Origin of the sequence: Pedobacter sp. ISL-64, from assembly GCF_018613605.1 — a bacterium.
Taxonomy (GTDB): domain Bacteria; phylum Bacteroidota; class Bacteroidia; order Sphingobacteriales; family Sphingobacteriaceae; genus Pedobacter.
This window is the reverse complement of record NZ_JAGGPU010000007.1, coordinates 86,184-111,903: the sequence shown is the minus strand read 5'-3', so window position 1 is coordinate 111,903 and position 25,720 is coordinate 86,184. Positions and strand designations below refer to the sequence as shown.

The window sequence follows — 25,720 nt, the reverse complement described above, 5'->3', positions numbered from 1 at the left end:
ATGAGTGATATCAAATATATTTTAGGCAGCTTTGGCGATCCTGACGAAATGATGCACGGCATCGAAAAGCTTCAGGAAAATAACATCAGCATTTTTGATGTGTATACACCGATGCCTATACACGGAATAGAGGCCAAATTAGGAATTAAAAGATCTAGAATCGATATCGCAGCTTTTTGCTTTGGTATAACAGGAACTTGTGCAGCTTTTGCTTTAATTTATTTCTGCGCAGTAATCGATTGGAAAGTAAACATAGGTGGTAAACCATCATTTGCATTGCCGGATTTTATTCCGATAATGTTCGAGCTTACAGTATTATTCTGTGCTTTCGGTATGGTGTTAACTTACTATGCATCTACACACTTATTTCCAGGAAGAGCACCAAGAGTGATGGATTTACGTGCTACTGATGATCGTTTTGTTATTGCAGTTGATGCAAAAGACAATATAGAACATACTGTAATTGATGGATTATTAAAAGATGCAGGTGCTTTAGAAGTAAAGTATAATGAAAGGAAGTACATTAGCTATGAATAAGAATAAATTTGTTTACGCGGCGTTTTTAGCTATCGCTTTTGCAGCTACCTTTTCAGCTTGTAAAGATAAACACAGTACTGGCTTAGAATATGCCAGAAACATGTATGATCCGATTGCTTACAATCCGGATCAACCAAACAAAAATTTTAAAGATGGTAAAACTGCCCAATTGCCACCTGCACATACTAAACCAGTAGGTTTTACTGAATATGATGAATATCCTAATACAAAAGAAGGATATGAAGCAGCAGGTGTGAGCATGGTTAACCCTTTACCAGTAGATACTGTTAATTTAGCTCAGGGCCAACATTTGTTTAAAGTTTTCTGTAGCCCTTGCCATGGAGAAAAAGGCGATGGACAAGGACACTTAGTTAAAATTGAGAAATTTAGTGGTGTACCTGCTTATCAAACAGGCGCATCGTCTAGAGGTGGTAACATGGTTGATCTTACTGCAGGTAAAATTTACCACACCATTACATACGGTGTAAATAACATGGGCTCGCATGCTTCGCAAATCTCACCAACAGATCGTTGGAAAGTGGTGATGTATGTTCAACAATTACAAAAAGGACAATAGTAAAGCAGAATATAAATGGGAACTCACAATATTAATTTTAGTGAACAGTTTGAGTTTACAGGTAAAGTAAAAACCTTAAGCATTGTTGGTATCGTTATCGGTATTGCGGCTGTATTGTTCGGTTTCTTAGCCGGCGATAAAGTAATGCACGAGCGTACTTTTGCTAACCTGTTGCTTATGGCATATTACTTTGCATGCGTTTGTATGTCGGGTACATTTTTCCTGGCTGTTCAATATGTAGCTCAAGCAGGTTGGTCTGCATCAATTTTACGTGTACCACAGGCTATGGCAAAAACATTGCCTATTGCGGCTGTAATACTTGTCGTTGTAATTTCGGCAGGTTTATATACACATAACTTATACCACCACTGGCATGCTGATGGATTAACAGATCCAAACAGCCCTAATTATGATTCACTAATTGCTGGTAAATCAGTTTTCTTAAACGTACCTTTCTTTTTAGGTCGCCAGGTAGTGTTTTTAGGTATTTACAGTATTTTCTCGATCATGTTTGTTAAGTTTTCTTACAACGAAGATTTAGCAGGTGGTTTAAATTCTTACAGAAAAAGCTTTAAAAATGCTTGTATCTTCTTGGTAATTTACGGTTTTACAACGCCGATTTTTGCTTTCGATACCGTAATGTCATTAGAGGCGCACTGGTTCTCAACCATGTTCGGTTGGTATAACTTCGCCGCTATGTGGGTAAGCAGTTTAGCTACTATTGCTATTATTCTTATCTTATTAAGAAGAGCAGGTTATATGCAATGGGTTAACAATAGCCACTTACACAATTTAGGTCAGTTTATCTTTGGTTTCTCTATCTTCTGGACTTATGTATGGTTTGCTCAATTCTTATTGATCTACTATGCAAACATGCCTGAAGAGACTGTATATTTCTACAAACGCTTCGAGTATTACAAGTTCTGGTTTTTCTTAAACCTGGCCATGAACTTCTTAGCGCCAGTATTATTATTAATGGATAGAGATAACAAAAGAACAGATGCGAAATTATTGTTCGTTTCTATTGTGGTACTTTTAGGTCACTGGGTAGATTACTATCAAATGATTATGCCAGGAGCAGTAGAAGAAGGACATAATGGTTTCGGTATCGTTGAAATTGGTACAGCAATTGGTTTCGTCGGATTGTTTACCTTTACGGTTTTAACATCATTAAGCAAAAAACCGTTAATTGCAAAGAATCACCCATTATTACAAGAAAGTTTGCATCATCAATTGTAGTGGTGATAAGATAAAGCAAATATTTAATTATTATTATAATTAGCAGTACAGCGTACTACTTTTAAGAAAATGAGTTTAAGAAAGTTTATAACGAATAAAACGACCGCAGCTTTAGCAGTATTGATTACTGTTTTTGCAAACACTAGCGTATTTGCGCAAGATGCAGCAGCAGGTGCTGCCGCGGCACCGAAAGTTGATATGGGCGAGGTTTATAAATCGGTAATATTTTATATTCTGGTTTTCCTTGCCGTATGCTTATTCATTGCAATTATTGGTAAAGCAATAAGAGTATATGAATTAAGCCGCGAAGCACAAGGTAAATCTGTTGGCATTAACTGGAACAGGGTACACGCAAGTTTATTTGCGCTGTTTTTAGTGATCGGTTTATATGGTGTATATTGGGAATATACAGTACACGGGGCAATGTTACTTCCTGATGCGGCATCTGAGCACGGAAAGAAAATTGATGAGATGTTTAATTTAACATTAATCATTACCACCATTGTATTTGTAGTTACGCACATCTTATTATTCGGATTTTCTTACATCTATAAATACTCAGCTAAAAGAAAAGCTTACTACTACCCACACAATAATACCATCGAAAAAATCTGGACAATCGTTCCGGCTTTAGTATTAACTGTTTTGGTATTAATGGGTTTCTTAACCTGGAGATCTATTTTCTTCAAAGTTGAAGATCCAAACAACAAACCATTGCAGATAGAAGTTACTTCTGAGCAGTTTAAATGGTCTATCCGTTATCCTGGAGCTGATGGAATAGTAGGGAACAAAAACTACAAGTTAACTACAGCTACCAATACATTGGGTATCGATTTCAAAGATATCAACTCTCGCGATGATGAGATGGCTGATGAAATGGTTCTTCCTGTTGGTAAACCAATTAAATTGATCTTAACCAGTAAAGATGTAATTCACAGTTTTTATATGCCACACTTCAGGGTACAGTTAAATACCGTACCAGGTATGAGAACTATATTTGAGTTTACGCCTACAAAAACTACTGCAGAAATGCAGCAAGAAACTAACGATCCAAACTTTAAGTACCTTTTCTTATGTGCTAAAATTTGCGGTGCCGGTCATTACAACATGCAAAAAGTGGTACGTGTAGTTTCTGAGGCCGAATACAAAACTTGGATAGCCGAACAGAAAACATACTTAAACGACGATTTAAGAAAACAATTTAATTTGCCAGTGGCACCTGCACCTGTAAAATCAGTAGCAGATTCAGCAGCTAAAGATTCAGCAGCTGTAAAAACTAACCAAATGGCTTTAAATAAATAATATTAAGCAGGAGCGAACGAATTATGTCAACAATAGCATTACACGACGAACACAATCACGATCACGCTGATCATGGGCATCATAAAGAGACTTTGATTTCAAAGTACATCTTTAGTATGGATCATAAAATGATTGCTAAGCAATTTTTGATTACCGGTATTATTATGGCGGTAATAGCAATGGGCTTATCAATTTTATTCCGTATTCAATTGGCATGGCCAGATCAAAACTTCCCTTTCTTAGAAACATTTTTAGGTAAATGGGCTGCAGATGGTCGTATTAAACCCGACTTTTATCTGGCTTTGGTAACCATTCACGGTACCATCATGGTATTCTTTGTACTAACTGCCGGATTGAGCGGAACATTTAGTAACCTACTTATTCCGCTTCAAATAGGAGCAAGAGATATGGCATCGCCATTCTTAAACATGCTTTCATACTGGTTCTTTTTTATGGCCTGTGTGATTATGATGTCATCATTCTTTATCCAAACAGGTCCTGCATCCGGTGGTTGGACGGTTTATCCGCCATTATCGGTTGTGGCTAAAGCTATGCCTGGTTCTGGTTTAGGTATGACTTTGTGGCTAATCAGTATGGTACTTTTTGTAGCATCATCTTTAATGGGTGGTATTAACTACGTAAGTACAATTTTAAACATGCGTACTAAAGGTATGGACCTTTGGAAAATGCCATTAACCATCTGGGCTTTCTTTTTGACTGCTATTTTAGGTATCTTATCTTTCCCTGTTCTTGTAGCTGGGGTAGTATTAATGGTATTCGATCGTAGTTTTGGAACAAGTTTCTACTTATCTGATATTGTAATGGGTACTGATATTTTACCAAATGAAGGTGGCTCGCCAATTTTATGGCAACACTTATTCTGGTTCTTAGGTCACCCTGAGGTATATATCGTAATTATGCCAGCATTGGGTATCTCATCTGAGGTTATCTCTGTAAACTCACGTAAACCAATCTTTGGTTACCATGCAATGGTTTACTCTTTAATTGGTATTACCGTATTATCGTTCATCGTATGGGGTCACCATATGTTTGTAACCGGTATGAATCCATTGTTGGGTGGTGTGTTTATGATTACAACGTTAATCATCGCAGTACCATCGGCAGTAAAAACTTTTAACTATTTAGCTACATTATGGCGTGGTAACATCCGTTTCACCCCAGCAATGTTATTTGCTATTGGTTTAGTTTCATTCTTTATCTCTGGTGGTTTAACCGGTATCTTCTTAGGAAATGCTTCATTAGATATTAACTTACACGATACCTACTTTGTTGTTGCCCACTTCCACTTGGTAATGGGATCTGCAGCAATATTTGGTATGCTTGCAGGTGTGTATCACTGGTTCCCTAAAATGTTCGGTAGAATGATGAATGCTAAATTAGGATATTTACACTTCTGGTTAACTTTCATTGCAGCTTACCTGGTATTCTTCCCGCTTCACTTCTTAGGTTTAGATGGTGTACCACGTCGTTACTATGCATTTACCGAGTTCGAATTTATGAAGAAATGGTTAACGGTTAACGTATTTGTAACATGGGCAGCTATTATGGCAGCACTAGCTCAGGTAGCGTTCTTGTTTAACTTCTTTTATTCAATCTTTAAAGGAAAAGTATCTCCTCAAAATCCTTGGGAATCGAATACATTAGAGTGGACAGCTCCTGTAGAACATCTACACGGTAACTGGCCAGGAGAAATTCCTACGGTTTACAGATGGCCATATGACTATAGTAAACCTGGTCATGATGCCGATTTTATTCCTCAAACTGTTCCTTTCTCTCAAACCATGAGTTCTAACTTGCCTCACGATTTTGAAGGAAATGCAGAAGCAGAAAAAATACAGCAAGATTGGGAATTGGCTAACCCTGTTGCAGAAAGCAAGGGCTAGTTTAGGCTTAAAATAAAATTTTAAAAGGGGTATCTGATTAAGTTTCTGCTTATCCGGATACCCTTTTCATCTTAATAGATATATGGTCAGCAGATCAGAACAACGTTTCATTAGAATTAATCTTATAACCATCATAGTTACGCTATTGGTTATACTTGCCGGTGGTATTGTACGCAGTACCGGATCTGGCATGGGTTGTCCGGATTGGCCAAAATGTTTCGATCGTTACATTCCGCCAACTGATGTATCGCAACTTCCTTCCAATTATAAAGAGAAATATGTGGCAGGTAGGTTAAAGAAGAATGAAAAGTTTGCCAAATATCTTGAAAGCATGGGCAAAGTAGCCTTAGCTGATAGTATTAGGCATGATAAGAGCATCACCATACCTGAAGAATTTAATCCAACTAAAACCTGGACAGAATATCTGAACAGATTGGCTGGGGTAGCCGTGGGGATATTCCTGTTTTTAACAGTTGTATACTCATTTGCCTACCGAAAAACGGCTAAACGAATTATTATACTTAGTACCCTAAATCTTTTTGTAGTAGGATACCAAGGTTGGTTAGGTTCGATAGTGGTTTCTACGAATTTGGCACAATGGGTGGTAACGGTACACATGTTGTTGGCACTGGTTATTTTAGCGATATCTATTTATACCTATAATTACGCAAAGCAATTAAATAAAGCGCCATCTGTAATTATGTACCGGATAGCATGGCTAAAAGGATTTTTGTTCTTTACCCTCGTAATTAGTATCGTTCAGATTGTTTTAGGAACCGAGGTTAGGGAAGCGGTCGATGTTATTGCAAAGTCGCTTTCTTACGGAAGCAAAAATACGTGGATTTCGAAAGTAGGGGAGGTATTCTCTTATCATCGCGATTTAGCTATACTCGTAGTAATTGCCAATGCCGTAGTGTATAAAATGGTTATCGATCGTTTTAGCGGTAAGGCAGCCCCGTTGTTAACAGCGAGGTTTATGTTAATAACGCTCCTCATACAATTATTAAGTGGTTTTGCATTAGCATATATAGCTTTCCCACCGGCAGCGCAGGCATTGCATATTTTATTCTCTACGCTGTTATTTAGTTTACAGTTTTACCTGTACTTATTGGTTTACCGAACAAGTACATATAAACAATAATATTTAAGAAAATTGAAGCAATATCTTTCAGATTTTTCTAAACTTATCAAATTCAGGCTATCGTTTACGGTGGTGTTTTCGGCGTCGATCTCTTTTTTGATCGGACAGAAAATGCAGGTGGGTAGAGGCCATATCCCTAGTATCGATTGGGGAAACTGGTTAATATTGATTGCCGGTGGTTTTTTAGTAACCGCTGCTGCAAACTGTTTTAACGAAATTATTGAGAAGGACTTAGATAAGTTAATGTCTAGAACTAAAGATCGCCCTATGCCAGCAGGCAGAATGACTACCGGACAAGGATTGATCCTGGGGGTTTTTATGGCGTTTTTAGGTACTTGGTTATTAGGGAAATTAAATCTGGAAACAGGTTTGCTCTCTGTATTTTCGATCCTTTTGTATGCCTTTGCCTATACACCATTGAAAAGAAAATCGCCAATAGCAGTTTTTGTAGGTGCTATTCCAGGTGCTTTACCACCGCTTATTGGGTATTTAGCAGCATTTGGCAGTTTAAAAGCCGAAATGTTCCACGAAATTGATTATTACATTGCAGGCATTCTGTTTTTAATTCAGTTTGTATGGCAGTTTCCACATTTTTGGGCAATTGCCTGGGTTTTGGATGATGATTATAAGAAAGCAGGTTTTAGGTTGTTACCTACTAAGAAAAGAGATAAAACCTCTGCTTTGCTTACCTTTTTAAGTACATTAATTTTAATTCCGGTAAGTTTACTGCCAACGCTATATGGTTTTGGTGGATACTACATTGCAGGTTTATCATTAATAGCCGGGCTTATTTTTAGCTGGCTGGCTTTTAAACTTTTAATGAGCAGAGAATTGGCTGATGCCAAGAAAGTAATGTTTTGTTCATTTTTTTACATCCCAGCAGTACAGTTGGGCTTATTATTAAATTTTATAGCAAAATAATTTATGGTGCTAACAATGGAAAAGATGCAGGATACGTTTGACCCTAAACCAAGGAAATTTATTGTTTGGTTATTTGTCGTATCATCAACAATTATGTTTGGTGGTTTTACCAGTTATTATCTGGTATTTGCCGCTTCGAAGGGAAAGGGACATGGTTTAGTTTTACCTGATGCTTTTATTTACTCTAGTTTGGTAATTATTGCCAGTAGCATTACTTTGGTGCTTGCATCAAAGGCTTTAAAGAAACTGAACTTTAGCTTACAGCGCAACATGCTGTGGATTACTGTAATATTGGCCATCGCTTTTGGTGTTATGCAGTTTAATGCCTGGGGAAGTATGGTGCGGACCGGTGCAACCCTGGTAGGAAATAACGCAGCAATATCATTTATTTATGTGGTATCTGGCATGCACTTATTACACATTATTGGCGGTGTTGGCCTTATTATTAATGCTTTAACAGGAAGTTATAAAAGCCTGCCTGTTGCCAAAGTCCAGTATAGAATGGAAATTGCTTCTATTTTTTGGCATTTTATAGATATATTATGGATATATCTGTATGTTTTTTTACTTTTGAACCGTTAAATTTGTTAACAAACTATTATACTATTTCCAAATGAATGCAGTATCACAATTAGATCAAGTTAAAACCGGACCATGGAATGGTGGTCGTTCTCCGTGGTCGGTAGAATATGGTAAAATCATGATGTGGTTTTTCCTTTTGTCAGATGCTTTTACCTTTTCATCTTTATTGATCTACTACGGCGCTCAGCGTTTTTCTAAATTAACATGGCCAGCTCCAGATAAGGTTTTTCAATCTATTCCAGGCATTGCAGAACATGGCGCTCCATTAGTTTTCGTAGGTATCATGACCTTTATCTTAATCATGAGTTCGGTAACCATGGTTTTAGCGGTAGAGGCAGGTCACAGACGTTCTAAAAAAGAAGTTATCGGCTGGATGATTGCAACCATCATTGGTGGTTTCATGTTCTTAGGCTGTCAGGCAATTGAGTGGACTCACTTACACCACGATGGTTTCTGGTGGGGACATATTCCGTCAGCAGAAGAATTAAAACATTTCTTCCTTAAACCAGAAGATGTATCATTAGTTGCTTCACAACAATTTGCAAACTTATTTTTTACCATCACAGGTTTCCACGGTTTCCACGTATTTAGTGGGGTAATCATTAACATCATCATCCTGATCATGACAATTAATGGAACTTTTGAGAAAAAAGGACATTATCTAATGGTAGAGAAAGTTGGTTTATACTGGCACTTTGTTGATTTAGTTTGGGTGTTTGTATTTACATTCTTCTATTTGGTTTAATTTATCATATTATAAAAATATTTTTATGTCAGAGCATACACATACAACAGAAGAGCACGGACACGGGGATCATGCAGGTTTATCAAAAGGTAAAATCTGGAAAGTTTTTGGAATCCTTTTATTGATTACCGTAATTGAATTTATCATAGCGCTGGTATTAATCCCTAAAGGATATATGACCCAGCACATCGGTAATTACATTTATATCGCGTTAACCCTGTTAAAAGCATTTTATATTGTAGCCTATTTTATGCACTTAAAATATGAAAAGCTAGGCTTACAGCTTGCATTAACAGTATCATTTATTTTCATTATTTACTTTATTGTTTTAATGCTGATAGAAGGTGGGTTTTTAAACATCCACATGATGAACCATTAATGAAAAGAAGTCCTATAAAAAAGGTAATAATCCTGGTAAGCATTTTAGCTATACCGGGATTTTTGTTTTTTTACTTATTGCCACACTTTGCAAAGAACAGGTATAAGAGTTTACCCATCTTTGGTGAGAAAGTTGTCGCATCAACCTTTCATAGCGTAAAAGGGGAAAAAATACCAGATACTATTTACCACTTGGTTCCTGATTTAAAACTCATAAACCAACATAACGATACCATTACCTGGAAATCGCTCGCGAACAAAATTGTGGTGCTAAATTTATTTTATACCGGTGCCAACAATCAGGTAACAAGTAAATATATTAAGAAATTATCTGATGGGTATGAGCAAAAACCTTTGGTTAAGTTTTTAAGCCTGTCTGTTGATCCACTTGATAAAAGTAGAATAAAAGATTTTGCCGGGCATTTTAAGGCAAAAGCTGGAAAATGGGATTTTTTGGTTGGCGATACCATTCAAACTTATCCGCTGATCAGGAGAGGTTTGTTACTTGATGTAGTGGCAGATGAAACGGAAGAGAAAACCAATTTTATTTTCAGCAATAAAATAGTACTTATCGATAATCTACACCGTATACGTGGTATTTATGATGCAGATAACGCCGAGGCAAACGCCAGGTTGGAGGACGAAATAAAAGTACTTATTGCGGAGTATTTAAGGAATGTTAAAGATGGCAGGTAATTAGTCCTAAGTCATAAGTCGGAAGCCTGCTTCGTTGATTTAAAAGACTTAATAATTAGAAAATATTTAAGAAACTCATGGAAAATAGCCCGATCGAGAAAAAGTATAGCAAGTGGATCATCATTCTTTCTATTTTTATACCTGTAGCAGTAGCATTTTTATTCGTAGTAAAACTAAAAGATTTAGGTATCAATGCACCTACACTTCCTTTTTTACCACCGATATATGCAACCATTAACGGAATTACAGCTGTACTGTTGGTGGTGGCTGTATGGGCCATAAAAAACGGTAAAATACAATTGCACCAAAACTTGATGAAAACCGCTATCGGTTGTTCTTTATTATTTTTGGTAATGTATATCGCTTATCATATGACTACCCCATCTACCAGATTTGGTGGTGATGGTGCTATTAAATATGCCTACTTCTTTATCTTGTTAACGCATATCCTATTGTCGATAGCCATTATTCCACTGGTTTTGGTTACTTATGTAAGGGCATTGGCTGAGCGTTTCGATCGTCACAGAAAAATTGCACGGATTACATTTCCATTATGGCTGTATGTTGCCTTAACCGGAGTGGTCGTTTATCTGATGATTTCGCCATATTATCAGCATTAAACCTCCTAGTTAGAAGATATCGAAAAAGCCTTACACTAAAAATGTAAGGCTTTTTTAGTTATAGCTAGGTTTGATCTTGACAATCATTTTTTTTAACCCAAATTTTTTTTCACTTTTATGTATATTACATCCATAAAAAACACTTATAAATTTGTAGGTGAGCAGGCAGATCGACTAATTTATGGCGCTAGGAAGGATAGAAGATGAACGTAAGCTTATAGAAAAAATCGTAGGAGGAGATGAACAAGCCTTTTCTGTTCTTTTCTTCAAATACCTTCCTGTACTCCAAATTTTTGCCACTAAGTTTACTAAATCTGATGATGCGGCAGAAGAAATTATTCAAGATTCGTTTTTAAGGGTTTGGCTAAATCGCGATAAGTTAGCTGATGTAGAGAATGTGAGGGCCTACCTGTATAAATATGTTTCTAATGAATGTTTAAGTTATCTGCGTAAAAAGCTAAAAGAAGATAGAATTGTTGATGCATTTGTGGCTAAACAACAAAATAGCCATAACAATACTGTAGAAACAATTAATTTAAACGAGGTAACGAAAATTATTGCCATTGCCGTCGAGAAATTACCTGATCAACGCAAAAATATATACCAATTGAGCAGACGCGATGGTAAAACTATACCTGAAATTGCAGAAATACTCAATATTTCCCCTAATACGGTTAAAAACGCCCTAGTAATTGCGTTAAAATCAATACGCATACACCTTGATCAACACGGAATTGTGTTCTTTTACCCAATGATTTTTTTCTTTTTGAAAATAAAATAGAAAAAAACTAATATCCCGATAGTCCTAATTTTCTTTTGCTGCTTCTTAGTATCAGAATCTTTATGGAAGAACGTATACATTATCTCTTACAACAGTTTACAGCTAAGACCTTAAGCGAGGCCGAAAGGGAAGAACTTTTAATTTTAGCAGAAAACAGTAAATCATTGCTTTCTGACGAAATCGTGAAAATGATTATCGCAGAAGAAGAACATGCGCCTAATGTTGTTGGTGAAAAATGGAATCCGGTTCTAAATAAAATTTTGGCTGTAGACAAACCAATCCGATCGCCTAAACGGATTTTAATGAAGCGCTTAAAATGGGCTGCTGCTGCAGTTGTTTTTATTGTGTTTTCATTCACCGCTTACCTTTCTTTACAGAAAAAGAAAGAGCATGTTTTTGCTACTGACGTGGCGCCGGGAAAAAACAAAGCCATTCTCACCCTGGCCGATGGAAAGAAAATTTCGCTTTCAGATGCGATGAATGGCGATGTTGCCAAAGAAGCCGGCTTCTCTATCACCAAAACTGCCGATGGTCAATTAGTGTATAACATGGCTGGATCAGAAAATGTAAATGATGCAAGATTAAATACCATTTCGACCCCAAATGGTGGCGAATGGCAAATCCAGTTACCCGATGGTTCTACTGTTTGGCTAAATGCAGCATCTTCAATTCAGTATTCGTTAAATATCGGAACGGCTAAACAGCGCTTGGTGAAATTGGATGGGGAGGCTTATTTTGAAGTAGCTAAAAATGCAGTACATCCTTTTATTGTAGAAACCGATAAGCAGTCTGTTGAGGTATTAGGTACGCACTTTAATATTAATAGCTATAAAGATGAAAGGGTAACTAAAACTACGTTGTTGGAAGGAAGTGTACGAGTTTCACATAATACTACGAATGAGAGCGAGGTGCTTAAACCTGGCGAGCAATCTTTGGTATCTGTTTCTGGTATGGATGTAAAAGAAGTAAATGTTGATGAAGCAATAGCATGGAAAAACGGCTATTTTATGTTCAATAACGAACGGCAAGAAAGTATTTTACGTAAAGTTGCCCGTTGGTATAATGTAGAAATAGAATACGCCGATCAGGATGCCAAAGATGTAATGTATTACGGAACGGTAAGCCGTTTTGAAAAAATTTCGAAAGTTTTAACAAAACTAGAACAAACTGGTCAGGTTCGCTTTGATATTAAGGCCGGTAAGGTGATAGTTTATAAAGAATAACAGTAACAGACAGAGGAGTAACTAACCGTTGTCTTAAAATAAAAGATCCTCAAATTAATCAACTAATTAACCTAATCAAAACTATGAAGATACCTCGACCAAACACCTAGCCTTATTAAGAACAAGGATAACAAAAAAGGAGTGCTACTAACACCCCTTCTGTTTATCTGTTCATTCGTTCCGGTACACCGGAACCGATTAATTAATTATTTCTTGGATTAACCGCGAAACGCTATTTGGCGTCTAAACTTAATTGCGCTTCGCACAAAAACAGACTAATAAATGTACAAAATTTATATTAAAAATTTATGTACGCCGCCAGGCTACATACCTAAATTTTTACGAATGATGAAGTTAATTACGGTCATAATGCTTGCTTCGCTCGTACAGGTTAGTGCAGCTTCATTTGGCCAGCTAGTTACATTGAAAGAAAAGAATGTAACATTCGAAAAGGTTTTTAGAGAGATTAGAAAACAATCTGGTTATGATGTTCTTTTATCAACTAATAAAATTAAAACCTCAACCACTTTAAATGTAGATTTTAATAATTCTACTGTTGAAGAGGTGATGAACAAAATTGTTTCAGGTAGAGATTTAAGCTATACAGTAGAAGACAGAACAATTCTAATTAAATTAAAAGAAAAGTCAGTTTTTGATCAGGTTTTAGGTTATTTTGTTGCTGTTAAAGTAACCGGAAAAGTAAAAGATAAAAACGGCGCAATACTTCCTGGTGTAAGCGTTAGAGAAAAGGGAGTAGCTAACGCTGTATCTACAAGTGCCAATGGTGATTACTCAATTTCGGTCAAAGAAGGAGCTACGTTAGTTTTTAGCTATATTGGATATAGAACAATAGAGGTTGAAGTTGGATATAAAACTTCTATAAATGTCGTATTAGAAGAAGATGCAAATGAACTCAAAGATGTAAATATCATTTCAACAGGTTATCAGAATTTAAACAAGAAATTATTTACAGGGGCTGCCACCGCATTAAAAGGAGCTGATGTTAAACAAGACGGTATTACTGACGTAAGTCGTATGCTCGAAGGTCGGGTAGCTGGGGTTTCAGTACAAAATGTTTCGGGTACTTTTGGTGCGGCACCAAAAATCCGTGTTCGCGGTGCAACCTCAATTACTGGAGATAATAAACCACTATGGGTAGTTGATGGTGTTATTTTGGAAGATGTTGTTAATATTTCCAATGAGCAATTATCATCAGGAGATGTAAGTACGTTGATTGGATCTTCTGTAGCTGGTATAAACGCTGACGACATTGAATCATTCAATATCTTAAAAGATGCGGCTGCAACTGCACAATATGGTGCACGCGCAATGAACGGTGTTGTGGTTATAACAACAAAGAAAGGACGTATTGGTAAGCCATTAATCTCTTATACAGGTAACTTTTCTACCTATTTAAAGCCTACGTACGACAGTTATAACATTATGAATTCTTCTGATCAAATGTCTGTTTATTCGGAGCTGGCGCGCAAAGGATGGTTAAATCATTCTAGCGCCTCGAGAGCAGCAGATGGAGGTGTTTTTACTAAAATGTATCAATTAATTAATACATACGACGCAGGATCGGGTACATTCGCTCTAGCAAATACCCCTGAAGCAAGAAATTCATTCTTATCTCGCTATGCAACGGCAAATACTGATTGGTTTGATGTACTATTCAAAAACTCCTTAATGCAAGAGCATGCTATTAGTGTTTCATCAGGAACTGAAAAATCTCAACTATATTTTTCAACAAGTTATTTAAACGATAATGGTTGGGCTATTGGAAATGATGTAGAACGTTATACTGCAAATGTTAATGCTGTATTTAATCTTTCAGATAAACTTTCAGTTAATTTTATTACCACAGGATCAATCCGTAATCAAAAGGCACCTGGCACTGTTGGGCGTGTTAGTAATCCTGTTGAAGGAACCTACTCTAGAGATTTTGATATTAATCCTTTTAGTTATGCCTTAAATACAAGTAGAACTTTAACTGCATTTGATCAAAACGGAAACAGGGAAAGCTTTACAAGAAACTTTGCCAATTTTAATATCCTGAATGAGTTGGATAATAATTCGTTGGACTTAAGTATGTTGGATTTTAAACTCCAAGGTGGCTTGGGCTATAAATTTGTGAAGCACTTTAAGTACGATTTCTTAGCATCGATGCGATATGTAAAAAGTGGTAATGAGCATAAAGTAAAAGAGAACTCTAATATGGCAAACGCCTATAGAGCAAATGGTGATTCTTATATTCAAGACAATAATCGATTCTTGTTCCGTGATCCACTACATCCGGAATTACAGCCTGTTGTTGTGCTTCCTTATGGTGGGTTTTATAATACTACTGATGATTTTCTTAAATCGTATATGGTTAGAAACTCTATAGAGTATGATAACACGATCAATGAGAAACACCTAATTAATGTTTATGCTTTTCAGGAAATGAGAATGGCTGATCGCCAAACCAGGAGCATGATAGGTTATGGTTATCAATACGATAAAGGTGGAGTTCCATTTATTGATCCAAATATTGTGAAACAGGCTACTTTGAATAATTTGAACTATTATTCGATGAATCATAGATACGATCGTTTTGCCGCATTTATGACTAGGGCCGCCTATTCTTATGATGGTAAGTATTCATTTAATGCAACTGGCAGATACGATGGCTCGAATCAGTTGGGAAGTTCGGCTACCGCTAGGTGGTTACCTACCTGGAATATTTCTGGTGCTTGGAATATAGATAAGGAGAAATTTTTCGAAAATGAAAGACTGATGAAAATCTTAAATCGTGCTACCATTAGAGCGACATATGGTTTAACAGCAAGTTTGGGTAGTGCTACCAACTCGGCGCTGGTTTTAAGAAATGGAAGTGCATTAAGGCCATATACGAGTGAAACTGAATCTGTTATGAATATCGAGTACATAGAGAACAGCGATTTAACATGGGAGAAACAATATGAGACTAACATTGGTGTTGATCTGGGCTTTTTTAAAGATAAGCTAAACGTAACTGTTGATTTGTATAACAGGAACGGATTCGATTTAATCAGTCCATTAAGAACTTCAGGAATTGGCGGACAGTATTTAACTACTGCGAATTATGCTGATATGAACACTAAAGGTATCGAGGTAACTTTAAGTGGACCAATTATTAAAACTGCTGAATGGAGCTGGAGAAGTAATTTTAACTTTGGTTATAACAAAAATAAGGTTACTAAACTTTCAAGCCCTCAAAGTATATTCAGTTTGGTAACTGCTGATGGTGGACCTCTGCAAGGCTTCCCCTACCGTGGGCTGTACTCTGTTGATTTTACTGGCTTAAATCATGATACGGGAATCCCTGAATTTATCAATGAAAAGGGTGAGAAAAGTGGTGATGTTTATATGCAGAGCCTTGAAACTAAATACTTAAAGTATGAAGGTCCAACAGATCCAAAATTGACAGGTGGTTTTTACAATAGTGTGAGTTATAAAGGATTTACTTTTGGTTCCTTATTTACTTTTTCTGCAGGAAATAAAATCAGGTTAAATCCTGTTTTTGCCACTTCTTATTCAGATTTAGATGCTTTACCTAATGAGTTTAAAGATAGATGGACCTTACCAGGTGATGAATTGAAAACAAACATCCCGTCTATTCTTGATATAGAAGCAGCAGCTAATATTGGTGGCACGTATCCTTATAACACTTATAATTATTCAACTGCAAGAGTTGCAGATGGTGGATTTATCAGATTAAAACAAATATCTCTTTCATATGCATTACCAGCAAAAATATTGAAAACTATTGGAGCAAATAATGCATCAATAAGTGCTGTTGCCAATAATTTCTGGTTAGTCTATTCAGATAAAAAATTAAAAGGACAAGACCCTGAATTTTTTGCATCTGGTGGTGTTGCATTGCCAATTCCAAAGCAGTATACACTTTCTCTAAAGATTGGATTCTAATTTAAATTGAAAAGAAAAATGAAAAAGAATATAATATTTATATACATCGCATGCTCATTCATACTGCTATCTACCAGCTGTAAGAAATTTTTGGAGCATCAGCCAGATGATCGGACCGAGTTAAACAGTTCTGTTAAAGTAGCCGAATTATTAGCAAACGCATATCCACATGGCAATTATCTTGCCTTTGCAGAGGCAATGAGCGACAATGCTGGTGATAAAGGTACAACAGGTAGAGATTTACCAAATTCATCTCCATGGAATTATATAGATCAGATAGATGCTACATCGGAAGACACACCGCCATTTTATTGGAATTCTTGTTATAAAGCTATTGCGGCGGCAAATTATGCATTAGAGGCCATTGATAAGGCTGGCAATACTGCAGAATATTCTGCAAGTAGAGGCGAGGCATTAGTTGCAAGGGCTTATGTACATTTTATGTTAGTAACCTTTTTTGCTAAAGCCTACGACCCGGCAACCGCAGAGTCTGATCCTGGAGTTCCATATGTAACGTTGCCACAGAAAGTAGTTGAAGGTAATTACACAAGGGGAACTGTTGCTAGCGTTTATGCTAATATAGAAAAGGACTTATTGGAGGGCTTGCCTTTAATTAAAAACAATTCATATAGAATTCCTAAGTATCACTTTACTATGCAAGCAGCTCATGCATTTGCAACCCGGTTTTATTTATTTAAGAAAGATTACCAAAAGGTAATTGACCACGCAAATGCGGTTTTTCCCGGAACGACGATTGCAGACAATTTGAGAGCATGGAATACTACCTATAGTGCATTAGGATATTATGAATTACAAGCGCTATATACGAATTCTACAGAACCATCAAATTTATTGTTGCAAGAGGCTAATTCTTATTGGGGGAGAAACTATGCTGGCTACAATTTTGGATTAAGTTCTGGTGTAAGAGCAACGGTTTTTAATGCAGGTAATAACCCAACTGGAAAAGCCTTAGCCATGACAACTAAAATCTTTGGGGGTAATGAAACCGTTTATAATATTCCAAAATTTAGAGAACATTTTGTAAAACAAACCATCAGCGCCAATTTTGGAGATGCTTATAACATGGTACCTTTATTAACGGCAGAAGAAGTATTATTTAACAGAGCAGAGGCAAATATCATGTTAGGTAATAATAGTCAAGCAATTGCTGATCTTGATATTTATTTATCAAAACGAATTGTTGGTTATTCTGCTACTGCTGACAAATTCACCGAAACTAAAGCAACGTCATTCTTCCCAACGTTAACCGTAAAAGATGCGTTAGTAGGAACTGTTCTGAATTTTAAACGCCAAGAATATATGCATGAGGGTTTAAGGTGGTTAGATATTGTAAGATTAAAAATTCCAATATCACATGTTTCGGCAAATGGTCAGACTACAATTTCATTAGGTGCAAATGATCCAAAAAGATTAATTCAAATTCCACAGGATGCTATAGCGGCTGGTTTGACTGCTAATCCGCGTTAGTTATAATATAAGAATATTATGAAAAAGAAATTATTATTATCCATAGTTGCTTTGGCAACAATCTTTTTAGCAGGATGTAGCAAAAAAGACGATTTAAGTGCCAACCTAGTTGGCCTTGGAGGAGATACCTGGACAAAGGGCCCAATAGATGAGTGGATCAGTACAAATTATACAACTCCATATAATATTGAAGTTAAGTATAAATGGGATCGATCTGAATTGGGTGAAATCTATAAAAATGTTGTTCCAGTTAAAGAGGAGTTAGTAGTGCCTATAATGGATATCATAAAGAAAACCTGGATTGATCCTTATGTTGCTGTAAAAGGCGCAAACTTTATGAAAACTTATACGCAAAAACAGTTTTATTTAGCGGGGAGTCCATCTTACAATAGTAATGGGACAATCACTTTGGGAACAGCGGAAGCAGGCAGAAAAATTGTATTACTTGATTTAAACACTTTTAATCCTGCAAATAAACCTGCGGTTAAACAGATTTTACATACTATGCACCATGAGTTTGGGCATATTTTAAATCAGAACATTGCTGTAACACCTGATTATCAAAGAATAACGCCGTCAGATTATACTGCTACATGGTTTAATATTTTTAGAGGTGCTTATTCATCTACAGCTGCATTAGATAAAATACTGTATGAAAATGATTTCTGGGGTAAGGGCTTTGTAACACCATATTCAAGATCAAATAAAGATGACGATTTTGTTGAGACGCTATCAACATTATTAGAAGGTGGTGCGGCTAATTTCGATAATATTATTAACAATCTTTTTATTTACGACGGTTTGTATATTAAAAGGAATGGTAAAGGTGTTTATGAACAAAATACAGACGCTAGATCTAAGTTGCTAAGAAAAAAAGCTATCGTAATTTCTTATATGAAAGATAGTTGGGGTATTGATTTGACGGATTTACAGAATAAAACACAGGCTGCAATTGAAGCACAATCTCCAACCGCAGATTTTAATAGCTTATTAGGGCCAGGAAAAACTTATGGTACAATTACCATAAACCCTCAAAAATTGACAGGTTTGTCAGCCAAATTCTTAACAGCTTATAATACTGCAAATACAACTTTACAAGCAGGTAATCCACAAACCAATAAAGGATATTACATAGATAATATTTCATTGATTTTTACTACGGCGAACAAAGTTACCCTAAGAGTCAACTTTATGGATCCTACCGCAGCTTTGGGTGTTGGTTTTAATGGTGATTTTGATTATAACATCAACAATGTTAATGGAACTATAACAATGACTTATGCAAACCCACAACCAACTACCGTAACCTATGGTAATGCAAGAGTTATAGAAACCTATATTCCAACTTTGTTGGCATATTTTAATAATCAACAATTTAACATTCGTTGGGTTGATGATATCACCCCGCAATCGAAAAGCATATTGGGCGGTCTTGTAAAAACTACAGATCCAACTTCTTACTTATTTGGAACATTATAATAATTTAAAACTAAAGTGATGAAAAAGAATCTATTATATATACTCTTATTTTCATTAGCCTTCTGCTCTTGTAAAAAAGATCCAACAGAGCCGCTTATTGGAAATACGGATGAAAGACTATCTGCAACCTTAGCAGAATATCAGGCACAGTTAGTTAGTGCGCAATTTGGTTGGAAAGGATATTTATTAACAGATAATGAAACGCCAGCTACCTTTTTATTCAATTTTAATGATAAGAACAGAATAACTATGACTGCAGATTACCGCACTACGTCAGCTGAAAGTTCGTATCGCTTAAAGGCTTTGCAAAAACCAACATTATTATTTGATTCCTATTCTACCTTGCATTTAATTGCTGACCCAACTTCGAGCGTTTTTGGGGGTACAACAGCTGCGGGTTATTATTCAGATTTCGAATTTGCCTTCTTATCATCAAGTACAGATACTATAAAGCTAGAAGGAACATTTAATAAAAGTAAACTCATTCTAATTAGGTCCAAATCCGCAGCAGAAAGTGATGCAATATTTACCGTACTTAATAATGTTGCAACTACCGCTTCTAAAATTAGAACATATTTTAAAAGGACGACTATTGGAGGAATAGAATGTGAAGTGAAATGGGACCCCACAGCGCAAATATTAGCTTTTTCTTATTTGGATAATGGAAACCTTAAAACTGTAACTTCACACTATTATGTTTCCGGTTCATTTGTTACGCTATATGAACCATTAGTAATTGGCACAACTACAGTTAAACAAATAAGTGATGTTGTATATGATGCAGCAGCATTAGCTGTAAATGGAAACATTAATGGTAGTGCTATTCAAATTAAAGAGGCGATAACTCCTTTGAAGCTTGATATCGGTGCCGCGCAAAGGTGGTACAATCAGATGTTCGCTAATTCTAATGGTACTTGGGTTTCTGATAAAGCGTTTCATGCAAACGGTGTTGATGATTTTTGTAATTTCAAAAATGTAGCAGGTTATCAAACATTATGGTATGCTGGCCCAACGGTTTTTGGCGGAACAAGTGAGGGATTGATTGCTTTTGTTAACAATGCATTAGGAGCTCCTTATACATTATCAAGAAATCCATTTGGTATCAATTCTGGGATAGCTAGATTTACATTGGGTACCAACACAGGCACGTTTACGGGTACTAATGCAATTGCTCAGGCAATGACAGCTGCAAGAGCGATTTTGTATGGTGGAGCAATAGTAGGTAGTGCTCAAGACTGGTATCTAATTCCTACATCTGATACTGGAAAAAACTATGATATGGTTAGGGTTTCAGACGCTCAAGCTTGGATTAGCTGGAGGCCAAGATAAATAGCAATGATTTCTTTAAAAACTTTAAATTCGAATCTCAAAATTGATTTTGGATAAGTTGTACCAATATTAATCGCCCATTATAAGGAGGCTTATACCGTACAGCAGATTTGAGTTCTTTTATATACAGAACGCTATAACTAATTAAAATCTAATTTTAATCTTTCTCTCCCGTAACCCTTACCCTAAAAAGTGAGGGTTTTTTATGTAACACGATTACACTTACATAACAATGATACTGAAAGCGATTTTGATGCAGCAAACGATATAAGCAAGGGGAGGTTTGGGGGTGATAAAGTACCTACCTGAATTAGGTATTTTTACAATAGAATAGTGGAATTTGTTCACACTATCTGGTTAAGCTATGGCATTTTCGATGAAATATTCCAGACGACAAATCATTTTACTTATTGCCATTTAATCCCTATGTTTATGTAAACAAAAGCTGCCTTAAGATCTAGACAGCCTTTGTTATCAATATGTAAGTCATTTACTAACTATTAGTTAATAAGTATTGTCCCAAAAGGATTGTATGTGTCATAGGGGGCAAGTGGGGCATTCGGATCATTGTCCGCTATATCAATTTTTATCACTCGACCACCCGCAACTTGATAGTATTTATTCTCGGATAAATCATCTTGAAGAATATAATATCCATCAGGAAGTGTGTGGATGTGATTTGGATCATAATAATATAAGTTTCCCTGTTTATAAATACTAGTCATTAAAAAAGGAGGCCTATGGTTAGATCCAATGTGTGTATATTGATTTGTATAGTACACGGCTTCTGTTAATGGTTCTGGAAAAAGCAATACTGGGGCATTCCCCCCTTCGCCCCCTCCTCCAGGTGTAACTCCTGCTTCCTGAAAAAGTTCAATAGTTATCAGTGCTGAGGAAGATTTTACTAAACGTAATGTGCTGGCTGATATGGCTACCTGCAATCCTTTGCTTATTCTGTTCCATTGCCCACTCGAATTTAAAGTTCCAGCCTGATACTCATTCCAAACTGACCACCCCCACGAAAGTGCATATGCAGCTAAATCTACCTGAACAATTGGAGTTTCGGGTTCAAGTGGAGTAGCAGGTGGCACTAGTAAATTCATTGTCTTATTTATACTCATTAATTTCGCTTGAGGAGATTTTCCGATTGATGCTATAGCTGGTTGTGTAGTATTAGCGTGCCAATACTGATTGGAACTTGTCGCAATTTCAAGCATTCCAAGGAAACCTTCTCCCTCGTTAATTTCCCACACAATATTCACATATTTTGCACGTAATTCATTGAGCTTATTTGCAAAATATACACCAGCATTTGCTTGAGTCATGTTTAAGGCATAACCATTAATAAAAATGTCTTGGAGCTCTTGGATCATTCCCGCTTCTCTAATAGATACTAAGTTCTGTTGTCTTAGTGAGGTTACTGTAGAATCGACCTTGAGATTTATAGTCACAGGATCAGGGGCGTAAATTGTAGAAATTACAGATGGAATAACTTGAGCAGGTATACCCCTTTCTGATCCACTGAACTCAGGTTGGCTCAGAACATAGTCATAGCTGGAAGCTATAATGTTGCGAACATCTTGAGCGCTATATGCTCCTACCGGTTGAGGAGTTGTAGGGGTTTCAGGCGATACTGGGAACAACGATTGAATTTTTGGAATACTTAGTCCTTTGTTTTTAATTAAGAGTGCCCTGGCAACCCCTTCGTTGTGAAGTTTTCCAACAACTCCAGTAAGCCTTTTAAGATTGTAATTATATTGCTGTAAATCATCAGCAACATTGTTGTTGCTTTTCTTACAAGAAAAAAGAGCAATAAGAGCAAGCATTAAAATAGATAGTTTTTTCATAAATTATTTTTATTTTTTTGAGTAAGTTATTAGAAAAAAATATGATAACCAAACTATTAGTTGATTTTTTTTTGAAAAGGTAGTAAATACTTGAATTTATATTTAATTGACTGTTAGTCAGATTGTTTGTATTATGTGTTCTTTAGTAAGAATTAAAAATGTATTATTATTAATCTATTTATATAGATGTTATATTTAATTTTTGTATTATATAAATATGTTTTATGATGAAAAAGATTACATTAAAAATATGTTTTGAATGAAAAGTATGTAGTTTTTATCTTAAAAAAAACAAAAAATATATAACGAGGCTTAGATCACATGTAGTAAGTTTTTGGATCGAACTAAATGAATTCTCAATAGAGAAATGATGCTATTTTGATTGTTAATTAGAAAAGAGATACGGCCTAAATTCTTACAATATTGATGAGGTATATTGCATTTAAAATTAAAACTCTCTTAAAGCCCGCCAATTTTTCGGAGGGTTTTTTTATGACATAATTTTTAAACCCCTCCAACCGTTTTATGCTTATATTTGTAACGAATGAAGAAGAAAGCAATTTTTATCCTGTTTGTATTGGTATTTACATTCGCGGTAAGCCCCCATGTTAACGCCCAATGTTCTATGTGTACCATTAATGCCGAGCAAGGTGTTAAAAACGGGAATACGCAAACAGCAGGCTTAAATACGGGTGTATTGTATCTTTTATCTCTTCCTTATTTAATGGCTGTTATTGTAGGTGTGGTTTGGTATAAAAAATACCGCAAAAAGAATGTGCACCTTAATATGAAAAAGGAACCTTTTAATTTAAATTAAAAGTATGTCTGAGCAAACTACCTCAAAACTTTATGCCATTGTACACTGTAAGTGTCCGCATTGCCGTAGGGGAGATATTTTTACAGGCAGTATGTATGGCTGGAACATTCAGCATACCAAAGACATCTGTGGACACTGTGCACAACGCATAGAAATTGAACCTGGTTACTTTTATGCAGCCATGTACGTAAGTTATGCGATGAATGTAATCGAAATGCTGTTCGCCAGTTTCATCACCTATTTAATTTTTGGTCCGCTTACCGATGCAACTTTCTGGCCTTACCTGATCGTTATTTTTACAGGTTGTTTCATTCTGTATCCGTTTAACTATCGATATTCGAGAATTATACTGCTCCATGTTTTGTCGCCGAACATTAAGTATAAGCCATATTACGATAAGTAGTAGTATTGGTTAATCGTTTAAATCGTATAAACTGGTTAATTGTTAAATTCTGCGATTGAACAATTAACCGATTAACCAGTTAACCCAATGCCGTATGTTAAAAAAAGAAACCCTTAGTTTTATAAAAGACGTAGCGGAGAATAACAACCGCGAATGGTTTGCCGCCAACAAAGAAGTTTATGAAAATGCAAAGGCCGATGTACTCGAACTTGTGGCGAATATCATCCCAGAGCTGGCCAAAGTAGACCCGACACTTTCGGCAGAGATGGATCCGAAAAAGTGCCTTTTACGCATTTATCGTGATGTGCGCTTCAGCAAGAATAAAGATCCTTATAAAAATAACTTCGGCATATGGTTCTCTACCAAAAAAGGAGGAAACGAACCCGGTTATTATCTGCATATTCAGCCAGGGAAAAGTTTTATTGCCGGTGGATACTGGATGCCAGATGCACCACATTTAAAATTGATCAGGCAAGAGATTGATTATAATATAGGCGATTTTAAAGAAATTATTAACAACGCAGCCTTTAAGAAAAACTTTAAACTGGGTTTTGATAATGCACTTAAAAATGCACCTAAGGGTTATGATCCTGCAGATCCAAATATCGAATTTTTAAAATTGAAAAGCTTCGAGGCCACCACAAAAATCGGAAATGAAGAATTTTTAAAACCAAACCTCGTTAATAAGTTGATAAGTTCTTTTAAAACAGTACAACCATTAGTTGCATTTTTACGGAATGCCATTGAGCAATAATCAACCGTTTAATTTCAATGAACAATAACCCGAAATAACCGATAACCAATAGTCAATGTTCAAACTATGTAAGGTCTTGATACTTGATACTCAAATCTTTAAAATAAAATATGAAAAATACCTTTTTTGCATTTGCGCTGCTCTTGTTTATCTCTTCAATTAGCTCTTGTGTTGTTCTTTCGCCTAAAAAGTACAAAGCCTTATTGGGCACTAAAGATTCGTTATATACTGCTTTTAACGAAGGCTTAATTAAAATCGAAAATCTAGAAAAAGAAGCAGGTAAGCTTAAAAAGGATACTACCTTAATGGCTGAAGAACTTCGCGATCTGCAGAACAATTACAATGAAATGGATGCAAGTTATAAAAAGCTTAAAAATAATTCGTCATCAGAAATTACCAAACTATCGGGAGACTTAGCTGCCCGCGAAAAACGTTTAAAAGAAGTAGAAGAAGTTTTGCGTAAACGTGATGAGGCAACCAATGCATTGAAAGAAAAACTTCAACAGGCTTTGTTAGGCTTTACCAAAAGTGGTTTAACCGTAGAGATTAAAAATGGTAAAGTTTATGTTTCGCTAACAGATAAACTATTGTTCCCTTCGGGAAGTATTATTATCGATGAAAAAGGAAAACAGGCCCTAACCCAATTGGCCAATGTATTAAAACAACAACCGGAGATAAACATTGCTGTTGAAGGTCATACCGATAACCAGAAAATAAATAACCTGGGGCAGATTAAAGATAACTGGGATTTAAGTGTGTTGAGAGCTACCTCCGTAGTACGTTATTTAACAGAGAACGAGAAGGTAGAAAGTGTAAGGATGACAGCTACAGGTAAGGGCGAATTCCAACCGTTGGGTACCAACGCAAATGCAGATGGAAGAAGCAAAAACAGAAGGATAGAGATTGTACTTTCGCCTAAGCTGGATGAACTTTATAACCTGATTAAATAAATATTTTACGCTATCGGTTGGCGTCTTACCGACCGAAATAAACATACTCACTGTTC

The 25,720-nt window shown here is 36.1% G+C and carries 23 protein-coding genes; 22 read left to right on the top strand and 1 reads right to left on the bottom strand.

The annotated features are described in order from the left end of the window. The 18 genes from J7E57_RS11785 to J7E57_RS11700 all read left to right on the top strand — a co-directional run bounded on the left by J7E57_RS11785 (nt 1) and on the right by J7E57_RS11700 (nt 20,893). On the top strand, nt 1-537 hold the full coding sequence (locus tag J7E57_RS11785; RefSeq protein ID WP_215130634.1) for a DUF3341 domain-containing protein: 537 nt from the start codon (nt 1-3) through the stop codon (nt 535-537). Next, a complete protein-coding gene (locus tag J7E57_RS11780; protein ID WP_215130632.1) occupies nt 509-1,114 on the top strand; it encodes a c-type cytochrome in 606 nt (201 codons plus the stop codon). The genes J7E57_RS11785 and J7E57_RS11780 overlap by 29 nt, the downstream gene beginning before the upstream one ends. A 15-nt stretch (nt 1,115-1,129) precedes the next feature. Continuing rightward, nucleotides 1,130-2,353 carry a quinol:cytochrome C oxidoreductase gene (locus J7E57_RS11775; protein WP_215130630.1) on the top strand — a complete coding sequence of 408 codons (1,224 nt, stop codon included), beginning with the start codon at nt 1,130-1,132 and terminating at the stop codon, nt 2,351-2,353. A gap of 69 nt (nt 2,354-2,422) precedes the next feature. Then, entirely contained in the window at nt 2,423-3,655 is a 1,233-nt protein-coding gene (locus J7E57_RS11770) for a cytochrome c oxidase subunit II (RefSeq protein ID WP_215130628.1), read from the top strand. A gap of 23 nt (nt 3,656-3,678) precedes the next feature. Then, nucleotides 3,679-5,559, top strand: a complete 1,881-nt coding sequence (locus tag J7E57_RS11765) for a cbb3-type cytochrome c oxidase subunit I (RefSeq protein ID WP_215130626.1) — start codon at nt 3,679-3,681, stop codon at nt 5,557-5,559. A gap of 82 nt (nt 5,560-5,641) precedes the next feature. Then, entirely contained in the window at nt 5,642-6,700 is a 1,059-nt protein-coding gene (locus J7E57_RS11760) for a COX15/CtaA family protein (RefSeq protein ID WP_215130624.1), read from the top strand. 12 nt (nt 6,701-6,712) lie between these two features. Continuing rightward, on the top strand, nt 6,713-7,621 hold the full coding sequence (gene cyoE, locus J7E57_RS11755; protein ID WP_029275893.1) for a heme o synthase: 909 nt from the start codon (nt 6,713-6,715) through the stop codon (nt 7,619-7,621). Nucleotides 7,622-7,636: 15 nt separating this feature from the next. After that, nucleotides 7,637-8,203 (top strand): heme-copper oxidase subunit III, encoded by a 567-nt coding sequence (locus J7E57_RS11750; RefSeq protein ID WP_215130622.1) that lies wholly within the window; start codon nt 7,637-7,639, stop codon nt 8,201-8,203. 31 nt (nt 8,204-8,234) lie between these two features. After that, complete coding sequence (locus J7E57_RS11745; RefSeq protein WP_215130621.1) at nt 8,235-8,948, top strand: cytochrome c oxidase subunit 3; 714 nt, start codon at nt 8,235-8,237, stop codon at nt 8,946-8,948. A gap of 25 nt (nt 8,949-8,973) precedes the next feature. Then, nucleotides 8,974-9,327 carry a cytochrome C oxidase subunit IV family protein gene (locus tag J7E57_RS11740; RefSeq protein WP_215130619.1) on the top strand — a complete coding sequence of 118 codons (354 nt, stop codon included), beginning with the start codon at nt 8,974-8,976 and terminating at the stop codon, nt 9,325-9,327. Continuing rightward, nucleotides 9,327-10,022, top strand: a complete 696-nt coding sequence (locus J7E57_RS11735) for an SCO family protein (RefSeq protein WP_215130617.1) — start codon at nt 9,327-9,329, stop codon at nt 10,020-10,022. Before J7E57_RS11740 ends, J7E57_RS11735 begins: the two co-directional genes overlap by 1 nt. 77 nt (nt 10,023-10,099) lie before the next feature. Then, nucleotides 10,100-10,642, top strand: coding sequence for a DUF420 domain-containing protein (locus tag J7E57_RS11730; protein WP_215130615.1), 543 nt, complete (start codon nt 10,100-10,102; stop codon nt 10,640-10,642). A 181-nt stretch (nt 10,643-10,823) separates the two neighbouring features. Beyond that, nucleotides 10,824-11,423 carry an RNA polymerase sigma-70 factor gene (locus tag J7E57_RS11725; protein WP_215130613.1) on the top strand — a complete coding sequence of 200 codons (600 nt, stop codon included), beginning with the start codon at nt 10,824-10,826 and terminating at the stop codon, nt 11,421-11,423. Between the two features lie 62 nt (nt 11,424-11,485). Next, nucleotides 11,486-12,646 (top strand): FecR family protein, encoded by a 1,161-nt coding sequence (locus J7E57_RS11720; protein ID WP_215130611.1) that lies wholly within the window; start codon nt 11,486-11,488, stop codon nt 12,644-12,646. Nucleotides 12,647-12,991: 345 nt separating this feature from the next. After that, on the top strand, nt 12,992-16,597 hold the full coding sequence (locus J7E57_RS11715) for a SusC/RagA family TonB-linked outer membrane protein (protein WP_215130609.1): 3,606 nt from the start codon (nt 12,992-12,994) through the stop codon (nt 16,595-16,597). An 18-nt stretch (nt 16,598-16,615) separates the two neighbouring features. Continuing rightward, entirely contained in the window at nt 16,616-18,085 is a 1,470-nt protein-coding gene (locus J7E57_RS11710; protein WP_215130607.1) for a RagB/SusD family nutrient uptake outer membrane protein, read from the top strand. 18 nt (nt 18,086-18,103) lie between these two features. Then, nucleotides 18,104-19,564, top strand: coding sequence for a putative zinc-binding metallopeptidase (locus J7E57_RS11705; protein WP_215130605.1), 1,461 nt, complete (start codon nt 18,104-18,106; stop codon nt 19,562-19,564). An 18-nt stretch (nt 19,565-19,582) separates the two neighbouring features. Beyond that, on the top strand, nt 19,583-20,893 hold the full coding sequence (locus tag J7E57_RS11700; protein WP_215130604.1) for a DUF4302 domain-containing protein: 1,311 nt from the start codon (nt 19,583-19,585) through the stop codon (nt 20,891-20,893). Nucleotides 20,894-21,393: 500 nt separating this feature from the next. Here J7E57_RS11700 and J7E57_RS11695 read toward each other — a convergent pair whose 3' ends face one another. Continuing rightward, complete coding sequence (locus J7E57_RS11695) at nt 21,394-22,740, bottom strand: hypothetical protein (RefSeq protein WP_215130602.1); 1,347 nt, start codon at nt 22,738-22,740, stop codon at nt 21,394-21,396. Between the two features lie 544 nt (nt 22,741-23,284). Here J7E57_RS11695 and J7E57_RS11690 point away from each other — a divergent pair. From J7E57_RS11690 to J7E57_RS11675, 4 genes are all read left to right on the top strand, one after another. Further along, nucleotides 23,285-23,557 carry a hypothetical protein gene (locus tag J7E57_RS11690; RefSeq protein WP_215130600.1) on the top strand — a complete coding sequence of 91 codons (273 nt, stop codon included), beginning with the start codon at nt 23,285-23,287 and terminating at the stop codon, nt 23,555-23,557. 4 nt (nt 23,558-23,561) lie between these two features. Further along, a complete protein-coding gene (locus tag J7E57_RS11685) occupies nt 23,562-23,960 on the top strand; it encodes a DUF983 domain-containing protein (protein ID WP_215130598.1) in 399 nt (132 codons plus the stop codon). 94 nt (nt 23,961-24,054) lie between these two features. Then, nucleotides 24,055-24,714 (top strand): DUF2461 domain-containing protein, encoded by a 660-nt coding sequence (locus tag J7E57_RS11680; RefSeq protein WP_215130596.1) that lies wholly within the window; start codon nt 24,055-24,057, stop codon nt 24,712-24,714. A 110-nt stretch (nt 24,715-24,824) separates the two neighbouring features. Further along, nucleotides 24,825-25,664, top strand: a complete 840-nt coding sequence (locus tag J7E57_RS11675) for a flagellar motor protein MotB (protein ID WP_215130594.1) — start codon at nt 24,825-24,827, stop codon at nt 25,662-25,664. The last annotated feature ends 56 nt before the right edge of the window (nt 25,665-25,720 follow it).

Coding starts and splice junctions, on each gene's coding strand:
- J7E57_RS11775 (WP_215130630.1), top strand. CDS start 1,130: ATGGGAACTCACAATATTAATTTTAGTGAACAGTTTGAGTTTACAGGT.
- J7E57_RS11690 (WP_215130600.1), top strand. CDS start 23,285: ATGAAGAAGAAAGCAATTTTTATCCTGTTTGTATTGGTATTTACATTC.
- J7E57_RS11745 (WP_215130621.1), top strand. CDS start 8,235: ATGAATGCAGTATCACAATTAGATCAAGTTAAAACCGGACCATGGAAT.
- J7E57_RS11710 (WP_215130607.1), top strand. CDS start 16,616: ATGAAAAAGAATATAATATTTATATACATCGCATGCTCATTCATACTG.
- J7E57_RS11785 (WP_215130634.1), top strand. CDS start 1: ATGAGTGATATCAAATATATTTTAGGCAGCTTTGGCGATCCTGACGAA.
- J7E57_RS11740 (WP_215130619.1), top strand. CDS start 8,974: ATGTCAGAGCATACACATACAACAGAAGAGCACGGACACGGGGATCAT.
- J7E57_RS11695 (WP_215130602.1), bottom strand. CDS start 22,740: ATGAAAAAACTATCTATTTTAATGCTTGCTCTTATTGCTCTTTTTTCT.
- J7E57_RS11780 (WP_215130632.1), top strand. CDS start 509: ATGAAAGGAAGTACATTAGCTATGAATAAGAATAAATTTGTTTACGCG.
- J7E57_RS11735 (WP_215130617.1), top strand. CDS start 9,327: ATGAAAAGAAGTCCTATAAAAAAGGTAATAATCCTGGTAAGCATTTTA.
- J7E57_RS11685 (WP_215130598.1), top strand. CDS start 23,562: ATGTCTGAGCAAACTACCTCAAAACTTTATGCCATTGTACACTGTAAG.
- J7E57_RS11675 (WP_215130594.1), top strand. CDS start 24,825: ATGAAAAATACCTTTTTTGCATTTGCGCTGCTCTTGTTTATCTCTTCA.
- J7E57_RS11715 (WP_215130609.1), top strand. CDS start 12,992: ATGATGAAGTTAATTACGGTCATAATGCTTGCTTCGCTCGTACAGGTT.
- J7E57_RS11720 (WP_215130611.1), top strand. CDS start 11,486: ATGGAAGAACGTATACATTATCTCTTACAACAGTTTACAGCTAAGACC.
- J7E57_RS11750 (WP_215130622.1), top strand. CDS start 7,637: ATGGAAAAGATGCAGGATACGTTTGACCCTAAACCAAGGAAATTTATT.
- J7E57_RS11705 (WP_215130605.1), top strand. CDS start 18,104: ATGAAAAAGAAATTATTATTATCCATAGTTGCTTTGGCAACAATCTTT.
- J7E57_RS11765 (WP_215130626.1), top strand. CDS start 3,679: ATGTCAACAATAGCATTACACGACGAACACAATCACGATCACGCTGAT.
- J7E57_RS11730 (WP_215130615.1), top strand. CDS start 10,100: ATGGAAAATAGCCCGATCGAGAAAAAGTATAGCAAGTGGATCATCATT.
- J7E57_RS11725 (WP_215130613.1), top strand. CDS start 10,824: ATGGCGCTAGGAAGGATAGAAGATGAACGTAAGCTTATAGAAAAAATC.
- J7E57_RS11760 (WP_215130624.1), top strand. CDS start 5,642: ATGGTCAGCAGATCAGAACAACGTTTCATTAGAATTAATCTTATAACC.
- J7E57_RS11680 (WP_215130596.1), top strand. CDS start 24,055: ATGTTAAAAAAAGAAACCCTTAGTTTTATAAAAGACGTAGCGGAGAAT.
- J7E57_RS11770 (WP_215130628.1), top strand. CDS start 2,423: ATGAGTTTAAGAAAGTTTATAACGAATAAAACGACCGCAGCTTTAGCA.
- J7E57_RS11700 (WP_215130604.1), top strand. CDS start 19,583: ATGAAAAAGAATCTATTATATATACTCTTATTTTCATTAGCCTTCTGC.